Source organism: Granulicella sp. L46 (genome assembly GCF_009765785.1).
Classification (GTDB): domain Bacteria; phylum Acidobacteriota; class Terriglobia; order Terriglobales; family Acidobacteriaceae; genus Granulicella.
Genome location: NZ_LMUT01000009.1, coordinates 533,727 through 555,926 on the forward strand (window position 1 = coordinate 533,727; position 22,200 = coordinate 555,926).

Here is a 22,200-nt window from a genome sequence, read left to right on the forward strand (position 1 = left end):
AATCTCGCTTGTCACACTTTCATCTTCGACGAGAGAACGATGGTTCAACCGACATGCGGCGTTGCGCTCATTGGAATGCGAACGTTGATCTCAGTGCCACCATTCAATCTCGAGAAAATCGAGAATGTTCCGTTCACCAGCTTGGCTCGCTCGCGCATGCTGATGAGACCGAGCCCCCGTCCCTTGTTGACCGATTCGACATCGAAACCGACCCCGTCATCGCTAACGGTGAGTCGAATCTCTCCGGGCATTTCCAGGAAGTCTACGTTGACCTGCGAAGCTCGACTATGTTTCGCTGCATTGTGCAGTGCTTCCTGCAAGACGCGGTACAGGCAGAGGGCAACGTCGGGCGATACGGGGTTCGGCAAGTCTCCGCAATGAAACTCAATTTTGAATTTCTGTTTTTCTCCGAACTCATGGCAGAAGCCTCTCATGGCCACGACAATGCCCAGATGATCCAACGCCGCAGAATGAAGCTCGTGAGACAAAGCCTGGATATCGGAGCCCATCTCCCGGGCCTGCTCGCGCAGTCTGTCCACGCGGTGGAGGGCATCGCCGTTCAAGGTGGGAAGGTCCTTCTTGAGCAGGTCGAGTTCGATGGCGAGTAATGCCATTCGTTGACTGAAGTCGTCGTGAAGCTCCCGGGCAATGCGGGTGCGCTCCTGCTCCTGCGCCTCAATCAATCTTCTGCTAACGCTGTAAAGCGCCTCGTCTGCAAGCTTGCGCTCCGTCACATCGATGCAAGATCCGATGTAACCGGCGAATGAGTCGTCGGGATTAAATCTGGGCGCCCCTATATCGAGAAGCCAACGATATTCTCCAGTGCTCGCCCTGAGCCGATACTCCATTCTGAATGGCTTCCGCTGATCAAATGCCCGGCAATAGGTTTCGACACACTGGTGCAAGTCTTCCGGGTGCACACCGTCCGCCCAGCCGTTTCCAAGTTCGGCCGATAGTGGCCGTCCAGTGAAGTCGAGCCAAGTCTTATTGAAATAGGTGCAGAGCTTGTCGGTGCCAGCCATCCAGATCAGCACCGGCGTCGTGTTCGACATTAAGCGGAAGCGTTCCTCGCTTTCTCGCAGGGCAAACTCCGCTTGTTTGCGTTCAGTGATGTCCACCGCAATCCCGAGAGCACGGGGCAGATCGCTATTGGCTGGAAAATAGAATTTCCCGCTATCAGAAAGCCATCGTATGACGCCATCGGTACGGACGACGCGATATTCCGCTTCATACTCACTTCGACCTTGCAGTGCATCGGTGAATACGTTCGCGACCCGCTCGCGGTCGTCCGGGTGAAGGCGCTCCATGAATTCGTGCTCGCGGGCGAGGTAAGGATCCCCGCGAATCCCAAACGTCGGCTCCAGGTCACCAAACCAGATGCTCTGTCCGTTAGCAAGGTCCTGGTCCCATCCCATGGATTTACCCGATTTCATGGCCAGGCGAAGCCTGTCGTGGGCGACGGCGACATCAGAAGTGAACTCGCGATTGGCAAGATAATTCTCGGCAGAGGCGCCGACAGCGAGAATCAGTCCTGCCACCATGACCATGATGAGACGCATTTCATGGGTTCCGATGGGTTCGCCCGTTCGGAACAGTTCCCACACGCCAACGACGGGGACAGCGAGTACGGCGAGCGTCGCCAAGGCAGAACTGTACTTGGGATCTGTGGTGTCCAATAGCACGGCGTGTTTAAGTTTTGATTGCAGCCTGCTTCCTTCAAGTCCGATCCAGAAAAACCAATAGATGGAGGCAGTGAACATCATCCCGGTAAGACCTCTTACGACCGCATAATTCGGGCCGGTCAGATCGCCGGAAGGGTCCTTCAAGGCCCAAAGAACGTTCGTGGCCAGGGAGCCACAGGTATACAGGGCCGAGGCGCCAAACATGTGCTGGTAGATACGCTTCCACGGAGATTGCGCCCGGAAAATCAACCTGCCGAGAATGGCAAGAAGAACGGCATTCTCGATAAAGTAGATCGTTTCAAAACGCAAGATCATTGCCGTTCCCTCGGTTCCGTATTGATACGGGAAAAGGTAGAAGGCATAGGCGAAAACCCAGACAAACAGCAGGATGAGAAAGTTGACCGTCGCTCGATAGGGTCTCCGGCTCGGCAACTTCAAGTGAGGACGGGAAGCCACCGCTGCGATCATCAGGACGATGTGCAGAAATAGTGGAGGATTGTCGAAGAGGAATGCGGGAATCCTGCCGTGCAGGACCACGCTGTTGAACCAACTGAAAGGAACGAGCGCCCACACCCCAAGCGCCGCAGCAAGGAGCGACCAGAATAACCGGGCCGATTGGCTGCTCCGTACGGCATTGCGGATGGCAACTCCACTCGCCAGGAGGAGCAAAACGAGATAGCTGATTTCGCAGTAGGCGACCAGGGCCGGACCTTGCCTAAGCGTGAGCGTCAGGATCGCCTGGGCCGCCAGAAGAGCTACTCCTACAGCCAACTCCGAATAGAACCGGCGTCCAAGTTTTCGAGGCAAGGATGGGTCCAGCATAGTTCTCCCTAGACAACGGTTCGATCATGCTGTGAGCAACTTACCGCCAACTTTAGCACGGCACGAGATTCGCTGTCTGAGGCTGGAGCAGTCTTGCGCGGCAGTCCTTGTCGTGCGACGAATACGGGGACCCTGGATGATTGACCGGATGAAAAATCATTCGGTCGCCTGTTGGCTCGTCGATTGCGATTCCCTTGAGGATCAAAATGACTGGAGGCAGGCTGGTCGCATTCTACGCGAGGAGGGTTGTCCCTACCGTCCTCAATGGCTGAGGCCAGTAAAAATATTAGTTGTTTCCGTTGGTCGAAAAGACGATGATTGCAAAGCGCTCCGCCGGTTGGGGCCTACGGACGCAAGCTTGATTGACGAGGTTCGATAATGCGACGCACGCCCTGTATGTCTTTCGTGTCATCCGTTCTCATTGGATTGTTTGTCTTTTCAAGCGCGGCTCCTCTTCTAGAGGCGCAGGCTCCAGCTCCCGCCACTGAGCAGAAGAGCCCTCCTCCTCCGACGGCACAGGAATTGGATCAGCTGATGGCGCCGATTGCGCTGTATCCGGATGCGCTGCTGGCGCAGATGACGACGGCCTCGACCAATCCTCAGGAGATTCTCGACGTTACGAATTGGCTAGCGAAGAATCCCAGCCTGAGCGGACCTGCGCTGACGGCGGCCGCGGAGAAGCAGGGATACGACCCGGCGTTTCTTGCCCTGGTCACGTTTCCGAAAGTACTGCAGATGATGGCTGACCATATTGATGACTATGCCGCGATCGGGCTAGCTGTGAAGGCAAACCAGGCGGATGTATCGGCTTCGATCCAACGTCTGCGGGCACAGGCGTATGAGGCTGGAAGTCTGCGCAGCAATGAACAGCAGAAGGTTGAGGTGCAGCAGGCGTCGAGCCAGCCGATTTATGTGATTCAGCCCGCCAATCCGTTGGTGGCGTATGTGCCGGTCTATAACCCCACGGTGGTGTACGTTGCGGCGCCGAGTACGACTACTGCGCTGATCACATTTGGGATCGGGATCGGGATTTCGGCGCTGGTCTATAGCAATCAACCATGGGGTTGGGCTGGCTGGGGATGGGGTTGGGGACGCGGCGGCGTGATTTATTACAACCGCGGACCGTGGGGCGGCATTTGGGTGGGTGGGTATCGGCCGCCGGTGTATTGGTATCATCCGCGGCCGCCGTATTATCGGGGCTATCCGGGGTATGGCGGGAACTGGGGATATCATCCGCCGCATTACCGGCCACCGTATCCGGGCAGGCCGCCGGCTTATCGTCCGCCAAATTATCGTCCGCCTTCGAACGGAACCCCGGGATATCGCCCACCGGGGAGCACGCGGCCTCCCAATGCGGGCAATCGTCCGCCTGGCAACGGCAATCGTCCGCCTGCAAACGGAAACCGGCCGGGCACGTTGCCGGTGCGGCCGGGGACGGGTACGAGACCGCCTGGCGGAGGAAATCAACCGAGTACTCGTCCTGCGCCGCGTCCGGGAGGACAGCCGCGTCCCGCTCCCAGGCCGGCACCGAGGCCCAGACCTGCTGCTCGGCCATCGAACTGAGTTGGTGGCGGCTTTAGCTTGGAATGTGAGAAACACCCTTGCGGCTGGTCTTCTGCCGCAGGGGTGCGGGCGTCAGGCGCGGTGGGGCGGTGGCGTGGGCGAAGACGCGGCAGACGTTTCCGCCGTCGACTCTGCGGATGTCTTCAGGGGTGAAGCGCTGGGTTAGCGTCTCGGCGACGGGGGGGCGTGGTGGGTGCCGATCGGTGCGCGGCGCGGCTCTCTGTTTCGAGGGCCGAACGTCTTATAGGAGATCACCTTAATTAATAGGGCAAGTTGCTGTGCGTTCCAGCGTAGGGAACTACTCGGTCGCATTGAGCGTATCTGATTGAGCGTATTGGGAAGGATGACTATTTCTGTGAGTGGTTTTGGGCGAGGACGGCGTAGGGAGTGGGGCTGGTGAGGTATCGGGCCAGGAAGATCGGATTCTTGTTGGGCGTTGCGGCGGTTGGATTATTGCATGCGGGGGGCGCGCAGGCGCAGGTGAACCAGGGGACTACTGGAAAGCCGACGGTTTCGAGCGAGGCCAAGCCGAAGTCGCAGCCGCTGCCGGATGCGAAGGTGCCGTTGCTGGCGGGGCCGATATCACTGAGAGACTTTCCGGACATGGAGCCGAGGGCGGGGCTGAAGGAACAGCTTGGGTACGCGACTCAGTTCATCCAGAACACGCCGGTGGATGGAGCGGCGGCGACGGAGCGCACGGAGGTGTACCTGGGGCGAACCAAGACGACACTTTATATTGTCTTCCTGTGTTTCGATGGGCACCCTGATTTGATTCGCTCGCACCTGGCGCGGCGAGAGAACATTCTGAACGATGACTATGTGACGGTGAATCTGGATCCATTTCAGGATCGGCAGCGCGGCGTGCAGTTCCAGGTGAACCCGGCGGGTGTGCAGGCGGATGCTTCGTGGACGGAGACGGGGGGCGCGGATTACAGCTACGACCAGGTGTGGGATTCGGACGCAAAGATTACGAACAAGGGATGGATGGCGTTGATCGCGATTCCGTTTCGGAGCATACGGTTTCCGCCGAAGAGTACGGTTTGGGGCGCGGTGTTCTGGAGAAACTTTCCGCGCAACAGTGAGAATGATTTCTGGCCGCGGGTTTCGGCGAATGTGACGGGGGAGCTCAGCCAGGAGGGGACGCTTCATCTGGATGGTCTAACGGGAACTGCCGGGTCGCACAATATTCAGATTGTCCCGTATGTGCTGGGACAGAATGAGCACACGCTGGAGACGCTGGATCCTACCGACCCATATTTTTCGACGCGCAATGCGGAGGCGACGGCGGGCGGCGAGGTCAAGGCCGTGCTGAAGGATTCGATTGTGCTGGACGCGACGGTGAATCCGGACTTCTCGGATGTGGAGAGCGACCAGCCGCAGTTCACGGTGAACCAGCGGTATCCGGTTTATTTTCCGGAGCTGCGGCCGTTCTTTCTGGAGAATGCGAGCTACTTTGCTACGCCGCTGACGCTGCTCTATACGCGCAATATTATTCGGCCGGAGATTGGCGGGCGCGTTACGGGAAAGATTGGGCATACGAATATTGGAGTTCTGGCGATCAATGATCGCGAGCCGGGCCAGACCGTGCTGCCGAACGATCCGCTGTATGGACACAAGGCAGGGTTTTTTGTGGGGCGCGTGTCGCAGGATCTGGGCAAGGGTTCGAATGTTGGGCTGATGTATACGGACGAGGAGTTCGGCGGCGGGTGGAATCGCATTGGCGGCGCGGATTTTACCTGGAGGATGAATAGTCACTGGACGACGCTGGGGCAGATGGTGGAGAGCTCGACGATGCAAAGCAATCCGCAGAGCACGGCGGCGGTGTTTCCGGCGGGATACCACGCGGGTCCGGCGGCAGATGTGCAGGTGCAGCGCAGCGGGCACTCGTTCAACATGTTCGATGAGTACCAGGACATCAGCAGCGGCTTCACGACGCTGGTGGGATTTTTGCAGACGTCGAATATTCGCAGCGATCATTTGCATGCGACGTACCAGTGGTTTCCAAAGCACAAGAAGGTTCAAAGCTACGGAGTGGAGACGAATCAGAATATAGCGTTCGATCACGCGCATAACCGCGTGTATCACTACACCACGTTCGATCCGTTTGTGCTATTGCCGAACAACATTGTGCTGGCGCCGCTGGTTGGGCAGAATTCGGATACGGTGGGGCCGCAGGATGGGTATCCGATGCCGTCGAGTGTGAATTTTACGGAGAATTTTGGTGGGTTTGTGGCGCGCGGGCAGCCGTTTTCGCAGTTGAGCTTTAACATTCAGGCTCTGAAGAGCGGCAATGTGAACTACAACCCGCCGACGGGGCAGGTGCCGTTCCTGCTGCACCAGGAGACGGTGCAGGCGTTGATCTCGATTAACCCGATAAGACATCTGACGGACGACAATACGTACCTGCTGGATCGCGACCACGCGGCGCACGGCGGGCAGTTGGTGTACGAGACGCAGACGTTTCGGACGAAGCTGAACTATCAGTTCACGAGGGCGATCTCGGCGCGGGTGATTGTGGAGTATGACACGACGCTGGCGAATCCGCTGGAGACGTCGCTGGCGCGGACCAAGCAGATCCAGACGCAGGCGCTGTTGACGTGGCTGCCGCATCCGGGGACGGTGCTGTATATCGGATATAACGGCGATACACAGAACTACAATCACCACCTCTGCACCGTGGAGCCGGCGGAGGGTACCTGTGATCCGATGCAGCCGATTCTTCCGCGCGGGCCGGGATATCTGAATGATGGGCGGCAGTTTTTTATCAAGGCGAGCTATCTGCTTCGTTTCTAAAGAGATCTGTTTGAAGCAGTGAGCGTTCATACAGATGTGGTGTAATGAGGGCTTCTTTGAACCACCTGCCAACAAAGGAGCTTCTTATGCCGACGATTAAAACGAAAGATGGCGTTGAGATTTTTTACAAGGACTGGGGAACGGGCCAGCCAATTGTGTTCAGCCATGGGTGGCCGCTCTCGGCCGACGACTGGGATAACCAGATGCTGTTTTTTCTGCAGCAGGGGTATCGTGTGATTGCGCATGACCGGCGCGGGCATGGGCGATCGGCGCAGGTGAGCGATGGGCATGACATCGAGCATTATGCATCGGACCTGTCGGCGTTGGTCGACCATCTGGGTTTGAAGGATGCGATTCATATTGGCCACTCAACGGGCGGTGGCGAGGTGACGGCTTACGTGGCGCGGTATGGCCAGGGTCGCGTCGCGAAGGCTGCGCTGATCAGCGCGATCACGCCGTTCATGCTGAAGACTGATTCGAATCCGCTGGGCCTGCCGAAGTCTGTGTTCGATGATTTGCAGGCGCAGTTGTTTGCCAGCCGCGCGCAGTTCTATTGGGACCTGCCGGCTGGGCCGTTCTATGGGTTCAATCGGCCGGGCGTGAAGACGCTGACGCCGGTGGTTCAGAACTGGTGGCGGCAAGGCATGATGGGCGGAACGAAGGCGCACTACGACGGGATTGTCGCGTTCTCGCAGACTGACCTTAGCGACGATTTGAAAAGGATCGACGTGCCGGTGCTGGTGATGCATAGCGAGGATGACCAGATTGTTCCGTACCAGGCGGCGGGTCCACTGGCCGCGAAGCTGCTGAAGAATGGAACGCTGATTACGTATAAGGACTTTCCGCATGGCATGCCGACGACGCATGCGGACACGGTCAATGCGGCGTTGCTGAAGTTTCTCAAGGGGTAAGAGCGTGAGAGGGTTGCGGGCGGCCAGGAATTTGCTGGCCGCCCGCAGTTCGTTTAGCTCGCGGCGATGCTGTGTTGTTGGGGTTGTGGGCGAGTGCCGCGCTTCGGATTGTAGACGTAGGTTACGAACGCGTATCCCCATGGCATGGCGACGATCGGGAGAATTACCCAGAGAAATTGCGCGGTGATGTCTGCGGCGGGCGAGGCTGCTAACGTTCCGCGAGACCAGAGGGGATAGGCGACGACTACGAGCCACAGCACCTTGTAGAAGATCTCCAGGAGAATGATGGGGAGGAACTTCAGGGGGTGGAGAATGCCGAGGCCGGCTAGGGTGGCGAAGGCTGTCCAGACGCACCAGGCTACGGCGTTGGTTGGATCCCATGGGCCTTTGTGCGTGAGGATGTGCGTCCACGTCATCTGGCCGAGGACGAAGAACATCAGGATGTAGAGGAGGCGGAGAAGGTAGATGTTGATGGGGCGGACGCCTTCGTACTTGGTGGAGGGGCGGAACGGGTATAGAGGGTCGATGGGCATGTGAGTCTCCTATGGGCGCATGGGGCCTGTGTCGCGGTGGGCGTTGGATGGGTGCATCTGAAGCGAAAACAAAAAACAGGAATCCGTGGCCTGGGTAGCCGAGAGGCAGAGTCCCTGAGGTAATGACAGAAAGAAAATCAAGAGCGAGACGGGCAAGAGTAAGAACCGGAGAAAGCAGGTTCCTCGCTGCGCTCGGAATGACAATTTCTTTTAGAAATTGTCGAAGAAAGGCGACGGCAACAACGGAGCGCTAGTCTTCGACTTCTTCGGCAAGGACGAGGATGTCGCCGGGTTGGCAATGGAGTGTGGTGCAGATGGCTTCGAGGGTGGAGAAGCGGATGGCGCGGGCTTTTCCGGTCTTGAGGATGGAGAGGTTGGCTAGCGTGATGTCGACGGCTTCGGAGAGTTCGGTGAGGGACATGCGGCGGCGGTCGAGGACTTCGTCGAGCTTGATGGCGATGGGCATGGGCTACACGGTTCCTTCCAGCTCGTCGCGCATGGTGGAGCCGGCGGCGAAGACGCGGCTGAGGACGAAGACCATGAGGACGGCGAGCCAGCCGCCGGGAGAGAAGGAAGCACCGGGCGCGGCGGAACCGAGGGCGGGACAGAATTTGTCGAGGAGCGCGCAGGGGATGGCGAGCAGTTGGAGGCCGAGCAGCGCCCAGCCGATGGTTTGTAGTCGGCGCGCGTTGGCGGCGATGAAGGGATCGCCGGCGCCGGCGCTGGTGATGATCTGCGCGAGGGTTCGGAGAACGATTTCGGTGGCGACGGCCATGGCGAGACCGACGAGCATTAGGAGGCGGAGGCCGGTGAGGGCAGAGGGCAGATCTGCGGCCGAGGTGGTTGGGATGAGCAGCGGGACGAAGCGGGTCGAGAGGATGATGGAGACGACGAGCATGGCAATGACGCCGAAGAAGAAGGCCCGGTTGACGATGAGGGCGATGCGAACGAATAGGCGTGAACCTTTGATGAGGCGGTCTTTGTTGGTTAAGTGGGCGGTGGGTAGCATGGCTGCTCCTTATCGATAAACAATAAATAAGGATGTGTGCGGCGTCAAGAGAAATTTATTGATAAACGATAATTTCTTTTGGGGCCCTAGAATGGAGTTTTGCGGGCAGGAGGCTCAACTCCCATGAGCGACGAGACAGCGAACAATAGCAATGGATGGAACACGCCGGAATTTCGGCCGGACCTTGCGTTCCCGAAACTTACCGACGACATGGTCGAGCGGCTGCGCGGGTATGGGCGGGAGGAGACGTTTGCGGCGGACGTGAAACTGTTCAAGCAGGGGGACCGGCAGGTGGATATGTACGTCGTGCTGTTGGGGGAGATTGAGATCTCGATCCCAACGGAGAACGGCGGGTGCAAGGTCATTGCAAATCATCGGCGGTTTGATTTCACGGGCGAGTTGAACTTGCTGAACTCGCAGGGATCGCTGGTGGAGGCGCGGACGGTGGAGGAGACCCTGGTGCTGCGCATACCGCGCGATGGGTTGCAGCGACTGATGCGCGCGCAGGGAGATATCGCGAACGTGATTACGTCGGCAACGATCTGGCGGCGGATCGGGATCATCGGCGATGAGACAGGCGGTGTGGTGGTGATGGGGCACGCGGGCGATGCGGAGACGATGGAGGTACACCGGTTCCTGCTGCGCAACAGCTATCCGCATCGGATGGTGGAGGCGGCGGCGGAAGAGGCAGGTGCGACGGATGATCCTTTGGCGGAGAATGAATCGGCTCTGCCGGCAGTGACTCTTTCGGATGGGCGTGTACTGCATCGACCGACGATCACGGAGCTTGCGGATGAGCTTGGGATTACGGAGCTGCCAGACCCATCGATCATTTATGACGTGGCGGTGGTGGGTGCGGGGCCGTCGGGGCTGGCGGCTGCGGTGTATGCGGCGTCGGAGGGACTGTGCACGATTGTGATTGAGGGAACGGCTCCCGGGGGGCAGGCCGGGACGAGCTCGAAGATCGAAAATTATCTTGGGTTTCCGACGGGGATTTCAGGGCAGCGGCTCGCGAGTCGAGCGCAGTTGCAGGCGCTAAAGTTTGGCGTGCGCTTCGCGATTTCGCGCGAGACGATTACGGCGGAGCAGGTGGATGGGATTCATAAGCTGACGCTTGCGGGTGGAATTACGCTGTGCGCGCGGGCGGTGGTGGTGGCGTCGGGTGCGCAGTATCGCAAGCTGTCGGTGGAGAACTACGCGCAGTATGAGAACCGCGGAATTTATTATGCGGCGACTGCGATGGAGTCGTTGCTGTGTCGCGAGAATGAGGTGATTGTGGTGGGGGGCGGGAATTCGGCGGGACAGGCGGCGGTGTTTCTGTCGGGGGTTGCGAAGCATGTGCACCACATTGTGCGCGGTCCGTCGCTCGCGAGCAGCATGTCGCAGTATTTGATCTCGCGGATTGAGAACTCTTCGCACATCACGCTGTATCCGAACTCGGAGATTGAGATGTTGGAGGGGGCGACGGCGTTGGAGCGCGTGGCGTGGGTGGATCGCGCGACGGGCGAGCGGACGGATAAGCCGATTGGCAGCGTGTTCGTGATGATTGGCGCGGAGCCGAATTCGGGGTGGCTGTTCGGCACGGTGAAGCTGGATAAGAAGGGCTTCATTCTTACGGGCGGCGAGGAGGGGTTTGAGAGTACGCCGTACGCTACGAGCGTGCCGGGGATGTTTGCGGTGGGGGATGTGCGGTCGAACTCGGTGAAACGGGTTGCGTCGGCGGTGGGTGAAGGCTCGGTGGTGATCTCGGATGTGCATCGATATTTGGCGGACCACCGAAATCAATTTGCGGTGGAGCCGAACTCGGCGCTGGCGGCGCTGCGGTCTGCGGGGGCTGCGGCGGCGGTGACTTCACAAGCCTAGGAAGCCAGAGACCGGTGCCTGGCATCCCCTCAAGGGCTAAAGCCCAGATGGTTCTTGGCCTTTTTTGGCACGACTGAAGTCGTGCCCCTTCGAACCAATGCTTGTGAAGAGATTCTTTCGTTCGAATGCTGGTGAAGTGGTTCTTTCGGACAGCGCTTATGAAGAGGTTCCTTCTATGGAGCGGGAGGGGGCGTTGGCACATTCCGTTGGCGCGCGGGCGGGGTCACGGATACACTGAAAACTCCCACTCTTTCTTCTTCTCGTGTGTCGGTGAAGTTCCCCGATCCTGGGGAGAATACTTTATTGCTGGCTGCAAAACGGTTCGTCATTTTGGTAGCGAGGTATTTCTTCGATGGGATTTTCACGGCGTGATTTTTTGATGCGGGTGGGGCAGGTGGGGGGATATAGCGCTGCGTTTGTTGCCATGCAGTCGATGGGTTTGGCGCCGGTGATGGCAGAGGCCGCGGTGCCGTTGAGCGTGGCTCCTGGGACGGGCAAGGGTGTGAAGGTGGTGGTGTTGGGCGGCGGAGTCGCCGGGCTGGTGGCGGCGTTCGAGATGAAGGCGCTGGGGTACGAGTGTACGGTGCTGGAGGCGCGCGAGCGTCCCGGCGGTCGGAACTGGACGGTGCGCGGAGGGGATACGGTCGCGTTTACGGATGGCACGAAGCAACAGTGCACGTGGGATGCAGGGAACTATCAGAATGTGGGGCCGGCTCGGTTGCCCTCGATCCATAAGACGATGCTGGGGTACTGCCGTAAGTTCGGGATTGAGATGCAGGTGGAGGTGAACACCAGCCGGAGCAGCCTGCTGCAGAACGATGCGGTGAATGGCGGCAAGGCGCTGGTGCAGCGGGAGGTCGAGGCCGATACGCGTGGGCATGTGAGTGAGCTGTTGGCGAAGTGCGTGAGCCAGGGTGGGCTGGATCAGGAGATGTCGAAGGACGATCGCGATCGGATGCTGACGTTTTTGCGCAGGTACGGGTCACTGGATGACGCGGGTAAGTATGCGGGATCGGATTCGGCGGGGTACTCGTCGACGCCGGGCGCTGGTGACGATGCTGGCGTGTTGAGTCAGCCGGTCGACATGCATACGCTGCTCAATGCGGACTTCTGGGATGGGATTTTGTTTGAGGAAGCGTTTGATATGCAGGCAACGATGTTTCAGCCGGTGGGCGGGATGGACAGGATTGCGTATGCGTTTGCGAAGGCGTTGGGTGAGACGGTGATTTATAACGCGCCGGTGACGGAGCTTCGCAAGACGGCGAAGGGCGTGCGCGTGGGGTATACGCATGCGGAGCAGCACAAGATGATCGAGGCGGACTATTGTGTGTGCGCGCTGCCGCTGACCATGATGAAGAAGATGCCGAATGATTTGAGTGCGCCCTACCAGCAGGTGATCGAGCAGTGCACGTACTCGCCGACCTTCAAGATTGCTTGGGAGAGTCGACGGTTCTGGGAGCAGGACTACAACATTTATGGCGGGCTGGAGTTTGTGAAGCAGGGATGCAGTCCGGTGTGGCTACCGTCGGCGGGAATGTTTTCGGAGCGCGGCGTGCTGGTCAGTGGGTACGAGTGGAGAATGCGGCCGGAGTTTGCTGCGCTCGATATGAAGGGCAAGTTTGAGGCGTCGCGCGCGTCGGTGGAGCGGCTGCACCCGGGGCACGGCAAGGAACTGGAGAAGCCGCTGTATATCGGGTGGGGGATGATTCCGTGGAACGAGGGCGCGTGGATTGAAGCGTATGGGCCGGATCAGATCGCACGGCGTGGGTTGCAGGTGTCGAACGGGCCGAAGCCAGGATACGAGTTGTTGATCGAGGCGGATGGGCCAGTTTATTTTGTGGGCGATCATGTGAGCCACCTTGTGGGATGGCAGGAGGGCGCGGCGTTGAGCTCGCTGCGGGCGGTGCAGATGATCAGCGATCGGGTGAAGGCGGCGCGGGCTTAGTGGGTCGTTTGGGTTTTGGGGCGTAGTAGCCGGCGCGGATGGTGAGGGTGGCTACGCGGTCGGGGGTGGCGAGGACGATGGGGTGGAAGGCGCCGTCGTGCGCGAGGGCGGCGGGACGGAAGACTAGTCGGTACTGGTTACGCAGGTTGGATTCGATGGTGCGCAGGTCGGTGAAGATGTCGGCTGCGGATGCGTCGTCGTGGAAGAGCGCGCCGCCGGTTTGCGCGGCGAGTTGCGCGAGGGTGGGGATGCCGGGTGAGCTGGGGTCGGGGCTGAAGGCGTAGATGGCGGTGTTGGTGCGCTGGCACATGTCGACGGCTGTTTCGAGATCGAGAAAGCTGGCGTTGTCTTCGCCGTCGGAGAAGAGAAGGATGAAGTTGCCGCTGCTGCGGTGATCGATTTCGCCGAACTGATAGCGGCAGGCGGCGTAGAGGGTGTCGAAGAGCGCGGTGCCGCCGATGGGGTCTCCGTGGGTGGTGGTGTGGATGGCGGCGGTGAGCGCGGTGGGGCTGTTCGTCCACGATTGGATGGCGTGCGATGTGCGATCGAAGTGGGTGACGAAGGCCTGATCGGTCTGCTGGCGCAGGAGTTGCTGCGCGTATTGCGTGGCGATGGATTGGTCGCGAAAACGATGCGATGACATCGAGGTGCTGGTGTCGATGAGGATGCCGGCGCGAATGGGAAAGTTTTGCTGGAGTTGGAAGTCGAGGATTTTTGCGGGAGGGATGCCGTTATCGAGGAGGGTGAGGTCGGAGAGCTTGAGGTCGTTGACCGGGAGGCCGTGCGCGTCGGCTGCGTGGAAGGTGAGGATGACTTCGTCGACGGAGACGTTGAGGCGGTAGGGCGCGTCTGTTTGGGCGAAGGCGGGTGAGGCGAGCGCGAGGAAGAGGAGAATATTCAGGCGGTGGCGCATAATTTTCTCTCGCTAGTGTAGCGACGTTGAGGGTGGGGAATCTCTTTCGATTTCGCGAAGCAAGAACGGGCGCTTGCTTCGCAAGCGTGAAGCAGGTTCCTCCCCTTCGGCTTCGCTCAGGGTCGGAATGACAGACAGAAAGGCAAAGGCAAAGGCAAAGGCAAAGGCAAAAGCAAAAGCAAAGGCAAAACAAAGGCGAGAGCGAGAGCGTGCGAGGGTAGGGCAAAGGCAAGAGCAAAGGTCCGGTTTCGTGGAACGACGGAACCTCGATGCTGGGGCGTGCGTATGGGATGAAGAGAGAACTTTGCGGAATCTCTCCTGGCACGCTGTGCTCGCAAGACGGCATGGTGAGGCGCTTGGGAGGCGTGCACGTGGCTTCCGCAGAGGTGAGGGTTCATGAAGGAATTTTTTATTGCCGCCGCAGCGGTTGCGGCGCTTGCGCTCCCCTATGCGTCGGCGCAGACGGCTTGCACGGGATCGACGTTAGGCGGAACGGTGCGTGACACGACGCAAGCGTTGGTGCCGGGAGCGACAGTGATGCTGGATGGGCGGCGGCAGGTGGTGAGCCGATCGGATGGCGGATTTCAATTTGCGTGCGTAGGTGATGGGAAGCATCGGCTGCGAGCGAGCGAGCTGGGGTTTGCGCCGCTGGAAGAAGCGGTGGTGGCGCCGCATGCGAGCGAGATCCGGCTGGTGCTGAAGCTGCAGGATGTGCAGACGCAGGTGGATGTGTCGGGCGCGAGTGGGGTGGCTACGAATGCATCGGCGTCCGGGCCGACGCAGACGATTGCGGGAGATAGGCTGCAGACGCTGGCGGATGATCCGGATGATCTGAAGCGCGAGTTGCAGCAGTTGGCGGCCGTGGGTGGCGGAAGTCCTGCGAACACGACGATTTCGGTGGATGGGTTCCAGGGCGCGAGTGCGCTGCCGCCGAAGAGTTCGATTGCGTATATCGAGGTGAATCCCGACCAATTTTCGGCTCAGTATCGTGAGCCGCCGTTCGATGGTGCGCGGGTTGAGATCTATACGAAGCCGGGGCAGAAGACGTATCACGGGGCGGTGTTTGCGACGAATGGAAGTCCGTGGGAGAACGCGCGCGATCCGTTCTCGGTGAGTTCGGCGCCGATTGGGAAACAGCGGTATGGGTTTGAGTTGACGGGGCCGGTGCGGAAGACGGGCAGCGATTTTTCTTTGGCGTTGGAGCATCGCAGCATTGAGAACTATGCGGTGGTGAATGCGATTACAGTGGACGCTTCGGGCAACCTGGTGGCGACGAACGCGAATGTCGCGGCGCCGCAGCAGTTGTGGCTGGGGACGGCGCGACTGGATTGGCAGCTGGGCGCGAAGAACACATTCATCGCTAGCTATAGCGCGAATGTAAATTCTCTGCAGAATGTTGGCGTGGGTGGGGAGTCGCTGGCGGAGACGGGGTACAACAGTGGGACGTATGAGCATATGTTTCGGGTGAGTGACGTGACGACGGTGTCGACACACTTGATGCATGAGGCGCGTGTGAGCTTTCGGTTTGATGGCGAGACGGATGTGCCGAACTCGACGGCTGCGCAGGTGAATGTGGCAGGTGCGTTTGTGGGTGGCGGCGCGACGATTGGGCAGCAGCGGCTGCGCGAGTTCAACCTGGAGGCGGACGATGATGCGGTGTTGACCACCAAGCATCACACGATGAAGTTCGGTACGCAGTTCATGCTGTATGACGAGCGTCAGCAGCTGACCACGAACTTCAATGGGACGTACACGTTTGGCGGCGGCCCGGCTCCAGTGCTGGATGCGAATAACCAGCCGATCCCGGGAGAGACGACGACGATCACTGGGGTGCAGCAGTATCAGAGAGCGGTGCTGGGGCTCGCGGGCGGGAGTGCGACGGCATTTAGCAATGTCGCGGGGACGCCGGTGGTGAACTTCAACATGGTGCAGAATGCATTGTTCTTCCAGGATGACTGGGAGGCTGGGCATGGGCTGCACGTGGCGTATGGCGTGCGGTATTTCGTGCAAACCGATCCGACGATTTTGGACAGCGCCGTGCCGCGGTTGGGGATCTTGTGGTCGCCAAATAAAAAGGGGACGTGGACGCTGCATGCGCACGCGGGCATGTTCTCGGGACGCTTTGGGGAGTCGACGAATGCGGAAGTTCAGCGCGAAGACGGAACGCAGCGGGTGACCAGCACGATCTACAGCCCGGTGTGCGGAGGGACGGGCACTGCGTTTAATCCGGCGACGTGCAATCCGTTTACACAGGCGACGCCGATCCACAGCATGCGTGCGTATGCGCCGGGTATCACCAACCTGACGTGGGCGGCGGAGAACGTTGGCGGCACGCGGGTGCTGCCGGCGGGGTTCAATTTGTCGCTGGACTATTACGTGGGGCGGATCTGGAACTATACGCGGTCGAACAATATCAACTCACCGCTGAATGATGAGCCGACGGGGCCGCGGCCGGGTCCAGCGAATTTGAACATTCTGCAGATGCAGAACAGCGGGCAGGGTCGGGTGGACGTGGTCTTCGCCGGAGTGGAGAACCACAAGTTCAAGCGCGTGCAGTTTTTTGTTGGCGGCGTGCGGGTGAACCTGATCGACGACACGGATGATAGCGAGTTGTTTACGCCGCAGAGCTCGCAGACGAATGCGGGTGAATTTGCGCATCGGACGGGGCAGCCGGTGTGGAATGTGTTTGGCAATGGAACGTTGAAGCTGCCGGCGAAGATTGTCGTGAGTACAGATTTCAACGCGCATGGAGGGAGCCACTACAACATCACGACGGGCTACGACAACAACGGGGATGGCAACTTCAACGATCGGCCAGTGTATGCGTTGCCGGGAACGCCGAGCTGCGCGGCCGAGCCGAACGCATCGCCGTGCTCGTACGCGACGCCGTGGGGGGAGTTGGTGGCTTCGGGAGGGACAGGGGTATTTCCGCGCAACAAGGGTGCGTTGCCGTGGAGCATTTATCTGGACGCAAATGTGGAACGGAATTTCTCATTGACGAAAAATACGAAGGCAAATCATCCGCAGGCGCTGCTGGTGAATGTGCGGTCGTCGAACGTGTTGAATCACACGAACGTGACGCAGGTGGGAGGGGTGTTGGGGTCGCCGGATTTTGGGGTGCCGTATGCGGCGGATAATGGGCGGCGTATCGAGGCAGGGGTGCGATACAGCTTCTAGGGACAGGGGCTTCCGCTACGACCTTTGGGTAGGTAACGGGTTACCTGTGTGGTATTACGAATGCGCGCAAACTGTGGAAAGCTTGAGGGATAGCAGCCAAAAGCTTCAGGTAAGATTCGGTTAATTGAACTTGCATGACGCTGGTATGTTGGACGTCGGCCGAAGCGAGATTGGACGTTTTCGGGCGCTCGGTACTGACGTCGGACCGTGCGCCTGTTCTGAAGTACTGAGCGGGTGTCTACGGCAAGAGTGAGCGTGGGCTGAGTGGATCGGTCATCCGGAAGAGTGGATGGAACGGGCGCTCCAGAAGGAAACAAAGCATCCGAAGCAGATGACATAGCGCAGACGAAGCACCTCCAGCCAAAAGGGGGCGTCAGGAAATGTGCGATGTCACGCGTGTGGTTTATCGCGGAGTGCTTTGCGGTACGAATACGGGCTTGGGAAACGGGCCCGGGATTTCGATGGGGTTTTCGCGAGGCATGTAGGCCGCACCGCATCGGGACAAATGCAATGGATGGATGCAGTGGCAGCAAACGAAGGCGCCGATTGAGACGCTGTCTGGATTTATCTGCGGAAAGGACAGCAGGAGAGCTAGAACGGCATTCAACGTGCAGCAGCAATTAAGGCTGAGTAGGCGCTTTTGAGTTGAGGTAAGGCACGATGCAGGGTCCGATCGTCGATCTCGTACTGTTGTTGCTGCTGATCCTGTTCTTCGGATTGCAGCAGCGGCGTCGTCCGCAGGTCTACTTTCGGTTCTGGTTTGTGGGCTGGATCTTTGTCTTCTTGAGCTACGTGGCATGGTTTATACAGGCGAGGGAAACGAACTTCCAGCCGCTGCAGAATGCGGAGTGCTTCGACTTTCTGTTGCTGGGCGTGCTGACGTTCCTGATGTCGCTGCTGGCGAAGGAGCATGGGACGCGCAAGATTATCCTGTGCGGGTTGGCCCTGGCCGCGGCCTCGATGGTGATTGTCGATACGCGAGAGTTCATGGCGATTCCGCCGCTGGTGCTGGCATCTGGAGTTCTGCTGGCCGAGGTTATCGGGTTTTCTATCGCGTTCATGCTGATCCCCAAGCGGTGGCCGCGCAGGCGCTACGGGGTTCTGGCGATCTGCGTGGTGTATGGATCGGCGTTGACGGCGTATGCGTGGCTGACGCCCGCGACGAACCTTGATCAATGCGTGGTGGTGGAGGTGCTGCTGTGCGCGGCGGTGATGTATGCGGGTTCGGCGGGCAGGCGTGGTGTTTCGGGGTGGGCAGGGACAGTGGGGTTTGCGGCGTGGGCAGGATTCTACCTGCTGAAGATGCATCCGGGGAATCCGGCGTGGCTGAAGATCGGGCTGGCCGAGTTCTGGAATTTTCCGAAGTACTTTGTCGGCTTCTCGATGATCCTCAAGGTGTTTGAAGAGACCGCTGACGACAAGGCGCGGATGGCGGAGACGTTCCGCGATCTGTATGAGGACTTCCGGCTGTTGTATGACACGCATCCGCATCCGATGTGGATCTGCAATGAGTCGAGAGGACGGTTTCTGACGGCGAATGAGGCGGCCACCAAGGAGTATGGGTACAGCATCGCGGAGTTTCAGGGGATGACGATGTCCGAGCTGGAACTGCCTCACGACCCGGAGGCCGAAGAGGTGGACAGCGTGCTGGGCGAGCCGGCCGAGGGCGTGCGTGTGCGGCATCAGCACAAGGACGGCCGCGTGGTGTGGGTGAACATGGTGGAGCGGGAGATCGTGTACCTGGGGCAGGAGGCGCGGCTGGTGATTGCGCGCAATATTACGGAGCGGTTGAAGCTGGATCGCGAACTCTCTTTCCGCGCGCAGCATGATGTTCTGACGGGACTGCCCAACCGGCAACTGCTGGAGGAGCGTTTGGAGCAGTGCCTGCAATCCTGCCGTGTGGAAGAGCGGCGGGCCGCAGTGCTGACGATTGACGTGGACCACTTCAAGCTGATCAACGACACCTATGGACATTTGGTGGGCGACGAATGCCTGAAGGAAGTGGCGGCGCGGTTGAAGAGCAAGATTCGCAAGGTGGACACGATTGCGCGGACGGGGGGCGAGGAGTTTACGGCCGTGGTGAGCGGGTTGAATAAGGCCTCGGATGCGGAGAAGGTGGCGGCGAGCCTGATGCGGGTGTTTGAGGCGCCGGTGGAGTTGCCGTTTGGGGCGCTGGGTGTGACGGTGAGTGTGGGTGTGGCGGTGTATCCGGACGACGCGGTCGATTCGACGACGTTGCGCCGGCTGTCGGATGAGGCGATGTATCGGGCCAAGCGTGCGGGCAGAAATCGGGCAGCGTATTCAGGGGAGAAGACGACGGTGCTGGACTTCAAGAAGCCAGAGGCGAGCTAGCAAACCCCCCAAGGTGTGTACGGTGGGGAGGATTGGAAGCTTGAGGGATGCAGAGGGCGTTTGCAAACTGGGATCCGATGAGCGCCTTTCTGAATGTGCGAATGAACTATTTTGTATGAAATGACGTACAGTCTAGTGAATCAATAGACACCCAAAGCTGCTGTTTTCAAACGCTTGACGGCGATTGAGACCATGGCAGATCGGCTCTGGTATAACCAAACACGGACAATGATGTATCCCTGGACGCTGCGGGTAGCGGAAGTTCGTTGTTATTGATACCGGGGATTCGTTCAAGCAGAACAGGAGAGGCATCACGGTAGAGGGTGCCGCCTGAGTGCAAGGGCCGACCGAAAAATACGACCTCAACAGGTATGGGACTTCCCAGCCAGCTTGATTGAGTGATGCGGATTCTTAAGGCAAGCTCAAGATGGATGGAATAGCTAACTTTTTTTCTGTCGTACCGAATCCGATGGTCCTGGTAAACACGCAAGGCATCGTGGTGCTTGCGAATGAGCGCGTGTGCAATCTGTTTGGGTATGACGAGGGCGCGCTGACGGGGAAGGCGGTAGCGGATCTCATTCCGGAACGCTTTCGGGAATCGCATCTGAAGTTGCTGACGACGTATTTTCAGGCACCGCACGTGCGTGAGATGGGGATTGGGATGGAGCTGACCGGGCTCCACAAAGATGGATCTGAATTTCCGGTGGAAGTGAGTTTGAATCCGTACGGGGAGAAGGACGCGGTCTACACGCTGGCGTCGGTGCGGGCGATCAAGGAGCGCAGGGCGACGGAGATCAGGATTCGCCATCTGAACCGGATCCTGGCGATGCAGAGCCGGATGCATGCGTTGATTGTGCGTGTGCATGACCGCGAAGAGCTGTTTCGTGAGGCGTGCCGCATTGCGGTGGAGGCGGGCGCGTTCACCATGGCCTGGATCGGGCTGGTGGATCCAGAGACTTCGCAGATACAGGTGGTTGCGAGTCATGGCGCGCGCGCGAAGGAGTACCTGACAGATATTGAGGCCGAGGTACCGCTTTCGGCAGGGCCTGCAGGGACTGCAATCACCGAGAACCGGCCGGTGTGGATACAAAACCCGGAGGACCAAGAACTCGACACCCCATGGCACCGACATGGGAAGGGTTTTGGCTGGAGTTCGATGGCAACGTTGCCCCTGCATCGAGCGGGTGTGCCGATCGGCGCGCTGGTACTGTATGCGGGCGAGATTGGCGCATTCGACGAAGAGGAAGAGCGGCAGCTGATGGAGCTGGCGGCGAATCTTTCGTTCGCGATCGACCATATCGAGAAGGAGCGCAAGCTCAACTACCTGGCCTACTACGATGTGCTGACCGGGCTGGCGAATCGCACGCTGTTTCTTAATCGCGTGACGCATTACCTGCGCAGCGCGGTGAGCGGACGCAAGAAGCTTGCCGTGTTCCTGATTGATCTTGATCGGTTCAAGAATATTAACGACAGCCTTGGGCAGTTGGCAGGCGATAAATTGCTCAGGCAGGTAGCCAAGTGGCTGACGCGCGAAGTAGGCGACGCGAATCTGCTGGCGCGGCTGGATGCCGATCACTTTGCGGTGGTGATTCCTGAGATTGGGCAGGAAGATGACGTGGCGCTGCTGGTGGAGGGATGGATGAAGGCGCTGCGCGATCATCCGTTTGGGGTGAAGACGGCGACGTTCCGGATCAGCGGGAAGGTCGGGATTTCGATGTATCCGGAGGATGGGTCGAACGCGGATACGCTATTCAAGCACGCGGAGGTAGCGCTGAAGCAGGCGAAGGCCAGCCGCAATCGATACCTGTTCCACACGCCGAAGATGACGGAGATGATGGCGGGCAAGTTTGTGCTGGAGAATCAGCTGCGCCAGGCGTTGGATAAGCACGAGTTCATGCTGCACTATCAGCCCAAGATGAACATGGCGAGCGGTAAGCTGACGGGCGCGGAGGCGTTGATTCGGTGGAACGATCCGCGCACAGGGTTGGTGCCGCCGGGCCGCTTTACGCCGATGCTGGAAGAGACTGGGCTGATCTACGAGGTGGGGCGCTGGGCGCTGGGACAGGCGATCGAGGATTACCTGCGCTGGCGGCGGTCCGGGCTGCCGGCGGTGCGCATCGCGGTGAATGTTTCGCCGCTACAGTTGCGCAATCGTCACTTCATCGGGGACATCGAACGGGCGATTGGCAGTGATCGCGATGCGGCGGCCAGCCTGGAGCTCGAGATCACCGAAGGCCTCATCATGGAGGACGTGGACTATAGCATCGCGACGCTGCGTGCGATCCGCGCGATGGGTGTGAGCATTGCGATTGATGACTTCGGCACGGGATTTAGCTCGCTCAGTTATCTTTCGAAGCTGCCGCTGGATACGCTGAAGATTGATCGCACGTTTGTGTCGGACCTGACGGAGGCGCCGGAGGGGTTGGCGCAGGTGTCCACGATCATTAATTTGGCGCACTCGCTAAACCTGAAGGTGGTGGCTGAAGGAGTGGAGACGGCGGAGCAGGCGCGGCTGTTGAAGATGCTGGGTTGCAACGAGATGCAGGGGTTTTATCTGAGCAAACCGCTGCCGGGGAATCTGTTTGAGTCGCGCTATCTTTCTCCGTATCACGCAGGCTGATGGGGCTGCATCGAGCA

13 protein-coding genes are annotated in these 22,200 nt (G+C 59.3%); 8 read left to right on the top strand and 5 right to left on the bottom strand.

The genetic code is table 11. The annotated features are described in order from the left end of the window. Positions 1–44: 44 nt before the first annotated feature. Positions 45–2,504: a PAS domain-containing protein gene (locus GSQ80_RS08985; protein WP_158787286.1), complete on the bottom strand. Its 2,460-nt coding sequence runs from the start codon at positions 2,502–2,504 to the stop codon at positions 45–47. Positions 2,505–2,909: 405 nt separating this feature from the next. On the opposite strand from GSQ80_RS08985, the gene GSQ80_RS08990 reads away from it, so the two are divergent. From GSQ80_RS08990 to GSQ80_RS09000, 3 genes are all read left to right on the top strand, one after another. Continuing rightward, the gene (locus GSQ80_RS08990) at positions 2,910–4,067 is read left to right on the top strand and encodes a DUF3300 domain-containing protein (RefSeq protein ID WP_158787287.1); all 1,158 of its coding nucleotides are present in this window, start codon (positions 2,910–2,912) and stop codon (positions 4,065–4,067) included. A 426-nt stretch (positions 4,068–4,493) separates the two neighbouring features. Beyond that, positions 4,494–6,860, top strand: coding sequence for a carbohydrate binding family 9 domain-containing protein (locus tag GSQ80_RS08995; protein WP_158787288.1), 2,367 nt, complete (start codon positions 4,494–4,496; stop codon positions 6,858–6,860). Between the two features lie 86 nt (positions 6,861–6,946). After that, positions 6,947–7,771, top strand: a complete 825-nt coding sequence (locus GSQ80_RS09000) for an alpha/beta fold hydrolase (protein ID WP_158787289.1) — start codon at positions 6,947–6,949, stop codon at positions 7,769–7,771. A gap of 53 nt (positions 7,772–7,824) precedes the next feature. On the opposite strand, the gene GSQ80_RS09005 is transcribed toward GSQ80_RS09000, so the two are convergent. The 3 genes from GSQ80_RS09005 to GSQ80_RS09015 form a co-directional block, all read right to left on the bottom strand. Continuing rightward, entirely contained in the window at positions 7,825–8,304 is a 480-nt protein-coding gene (locus tag GSQ80_RS09005) for a hypothetical protein (protein ID WP_158787290.1), read from the bottom strand. 250 nt (positions 8,305–8,554) lie between these two features. Then, on the bottom strand, positions 8,555–8,770 hold the full coding sequence (locus tag GSQ80_RS09010) for a helix-turn-helix transcriptional regulator (protein WP_158787291.1): 216 nt from the start codon (positions 8,768–8,770) through the stop codon (positions 8,555–8,557). 3 nt (positions 8,771–8,773) lie between these two features. After that, positions 8,774–9,313, bottom strand: coding sequence for a DUF2975 domain-containing protein (locus tag GSQ80_RS09015; RefSeq protein ID WP_158787292.1), 540 nt, complete (start codon positions 9,311–9,313; stop codon positions 8,774–8,776). A 123-nt stretch (positions 9,314–9,436) separates the two neighbouring features. Between GSQ80_RS09015 and GSQ80_RS09020 the strand changes: the two genes are divergently transcribed. Further along, on the top strand, positions 9,437–11,176 hold the full coding sequence (locus tag GSQ80_RS09020; RefSeq protein WP_158787293.1) for a cyclic nucleotide-binding domain-containing thioredoxin-disulfide reductase: 1,740 nt from the start codon (positions 9,437–9,439) through the stop codon (positions 11,174–11,176). Positions 11,177–11,528: 352 nt separating this feature from the next. Further along, positions 11,529–13,121: an FAD-dependent oxidoreductase gene (locus GSQ80_RS09025; protein ID WP_158787294.1), complete on the top strand. Its 1,593-nt coding sequence runs from the start codon at positions 11,529–11,531 to the stop codon at positions 13,119–13,121. Here GSQ80_RS09025 and GSQ80_RS09030 read toward each other — a convergent pair. Next, the gene (locus GSQ80_RS09030) at positions 13,090–14,034 is read right to left on the bottom strand and encodes a VWA domain-containing protein (protein WP_158787295.1); all 945 of its coding nucleotides are present in this window, start codon (positions 14,032–14,034) and stop codon (positions 13,090–13,092) included. The two genes, GSQ80_RS09025 and GSQ80_RS09030, sit on opposite strands and share 32 nt — an antisense overlap. 396 nt (positions 14,035–14,430) lie before the next feature. Here GSQ80_RS09030 and GSQ80_RS09035 point away from each other — a divergent pair, with 396 nt between their 5' ends. From GSQ80_RS09035 to GSQ80_RS09045, 3 genes are all read left to right on the top strand, one after another. Continuing rightward, positions 14,431–17,211 (top strand): carboxypeptidase-like regulatory domain-containing protein, encoded by a 2,781-nt coding sequence (locus tag GSQ80_RS09035; RefSeq protein ID WP_158787296.1) that lies wholly within the window; start codon positions 14,431–14,433, stop codon positions 17,209–17,211. A gap of 660 nt (positions 17,212–17,871) precedes the next feature. After that, positions 17,872–19,563, top strand: coding sequence for a sensor domain-containing diguanylate cyclase (locus tag GSQ80_RS09040; protein ID WP_158787297.1), 1,692 nt, complete (start codon positions 17,872–17,874; stop codon positions 19,561–19,563). A 427-nt stretch (positions 19,564–19,990) separates the two neighbouring features. Continuing rightward, positions 19,991–22,183: an EAL domain-containing protein gene (locus GSQ80_RS09045; RefSeq protein ID WP_158787298.1), complete on the top strand. Its 2,193-nt coding sequence runs from the start codon at positions 19,991–19,993 to the stop codon at positions 22,181–22,183. Positions 22,184–22,200 lie beyond the last annotated feature (17 nt).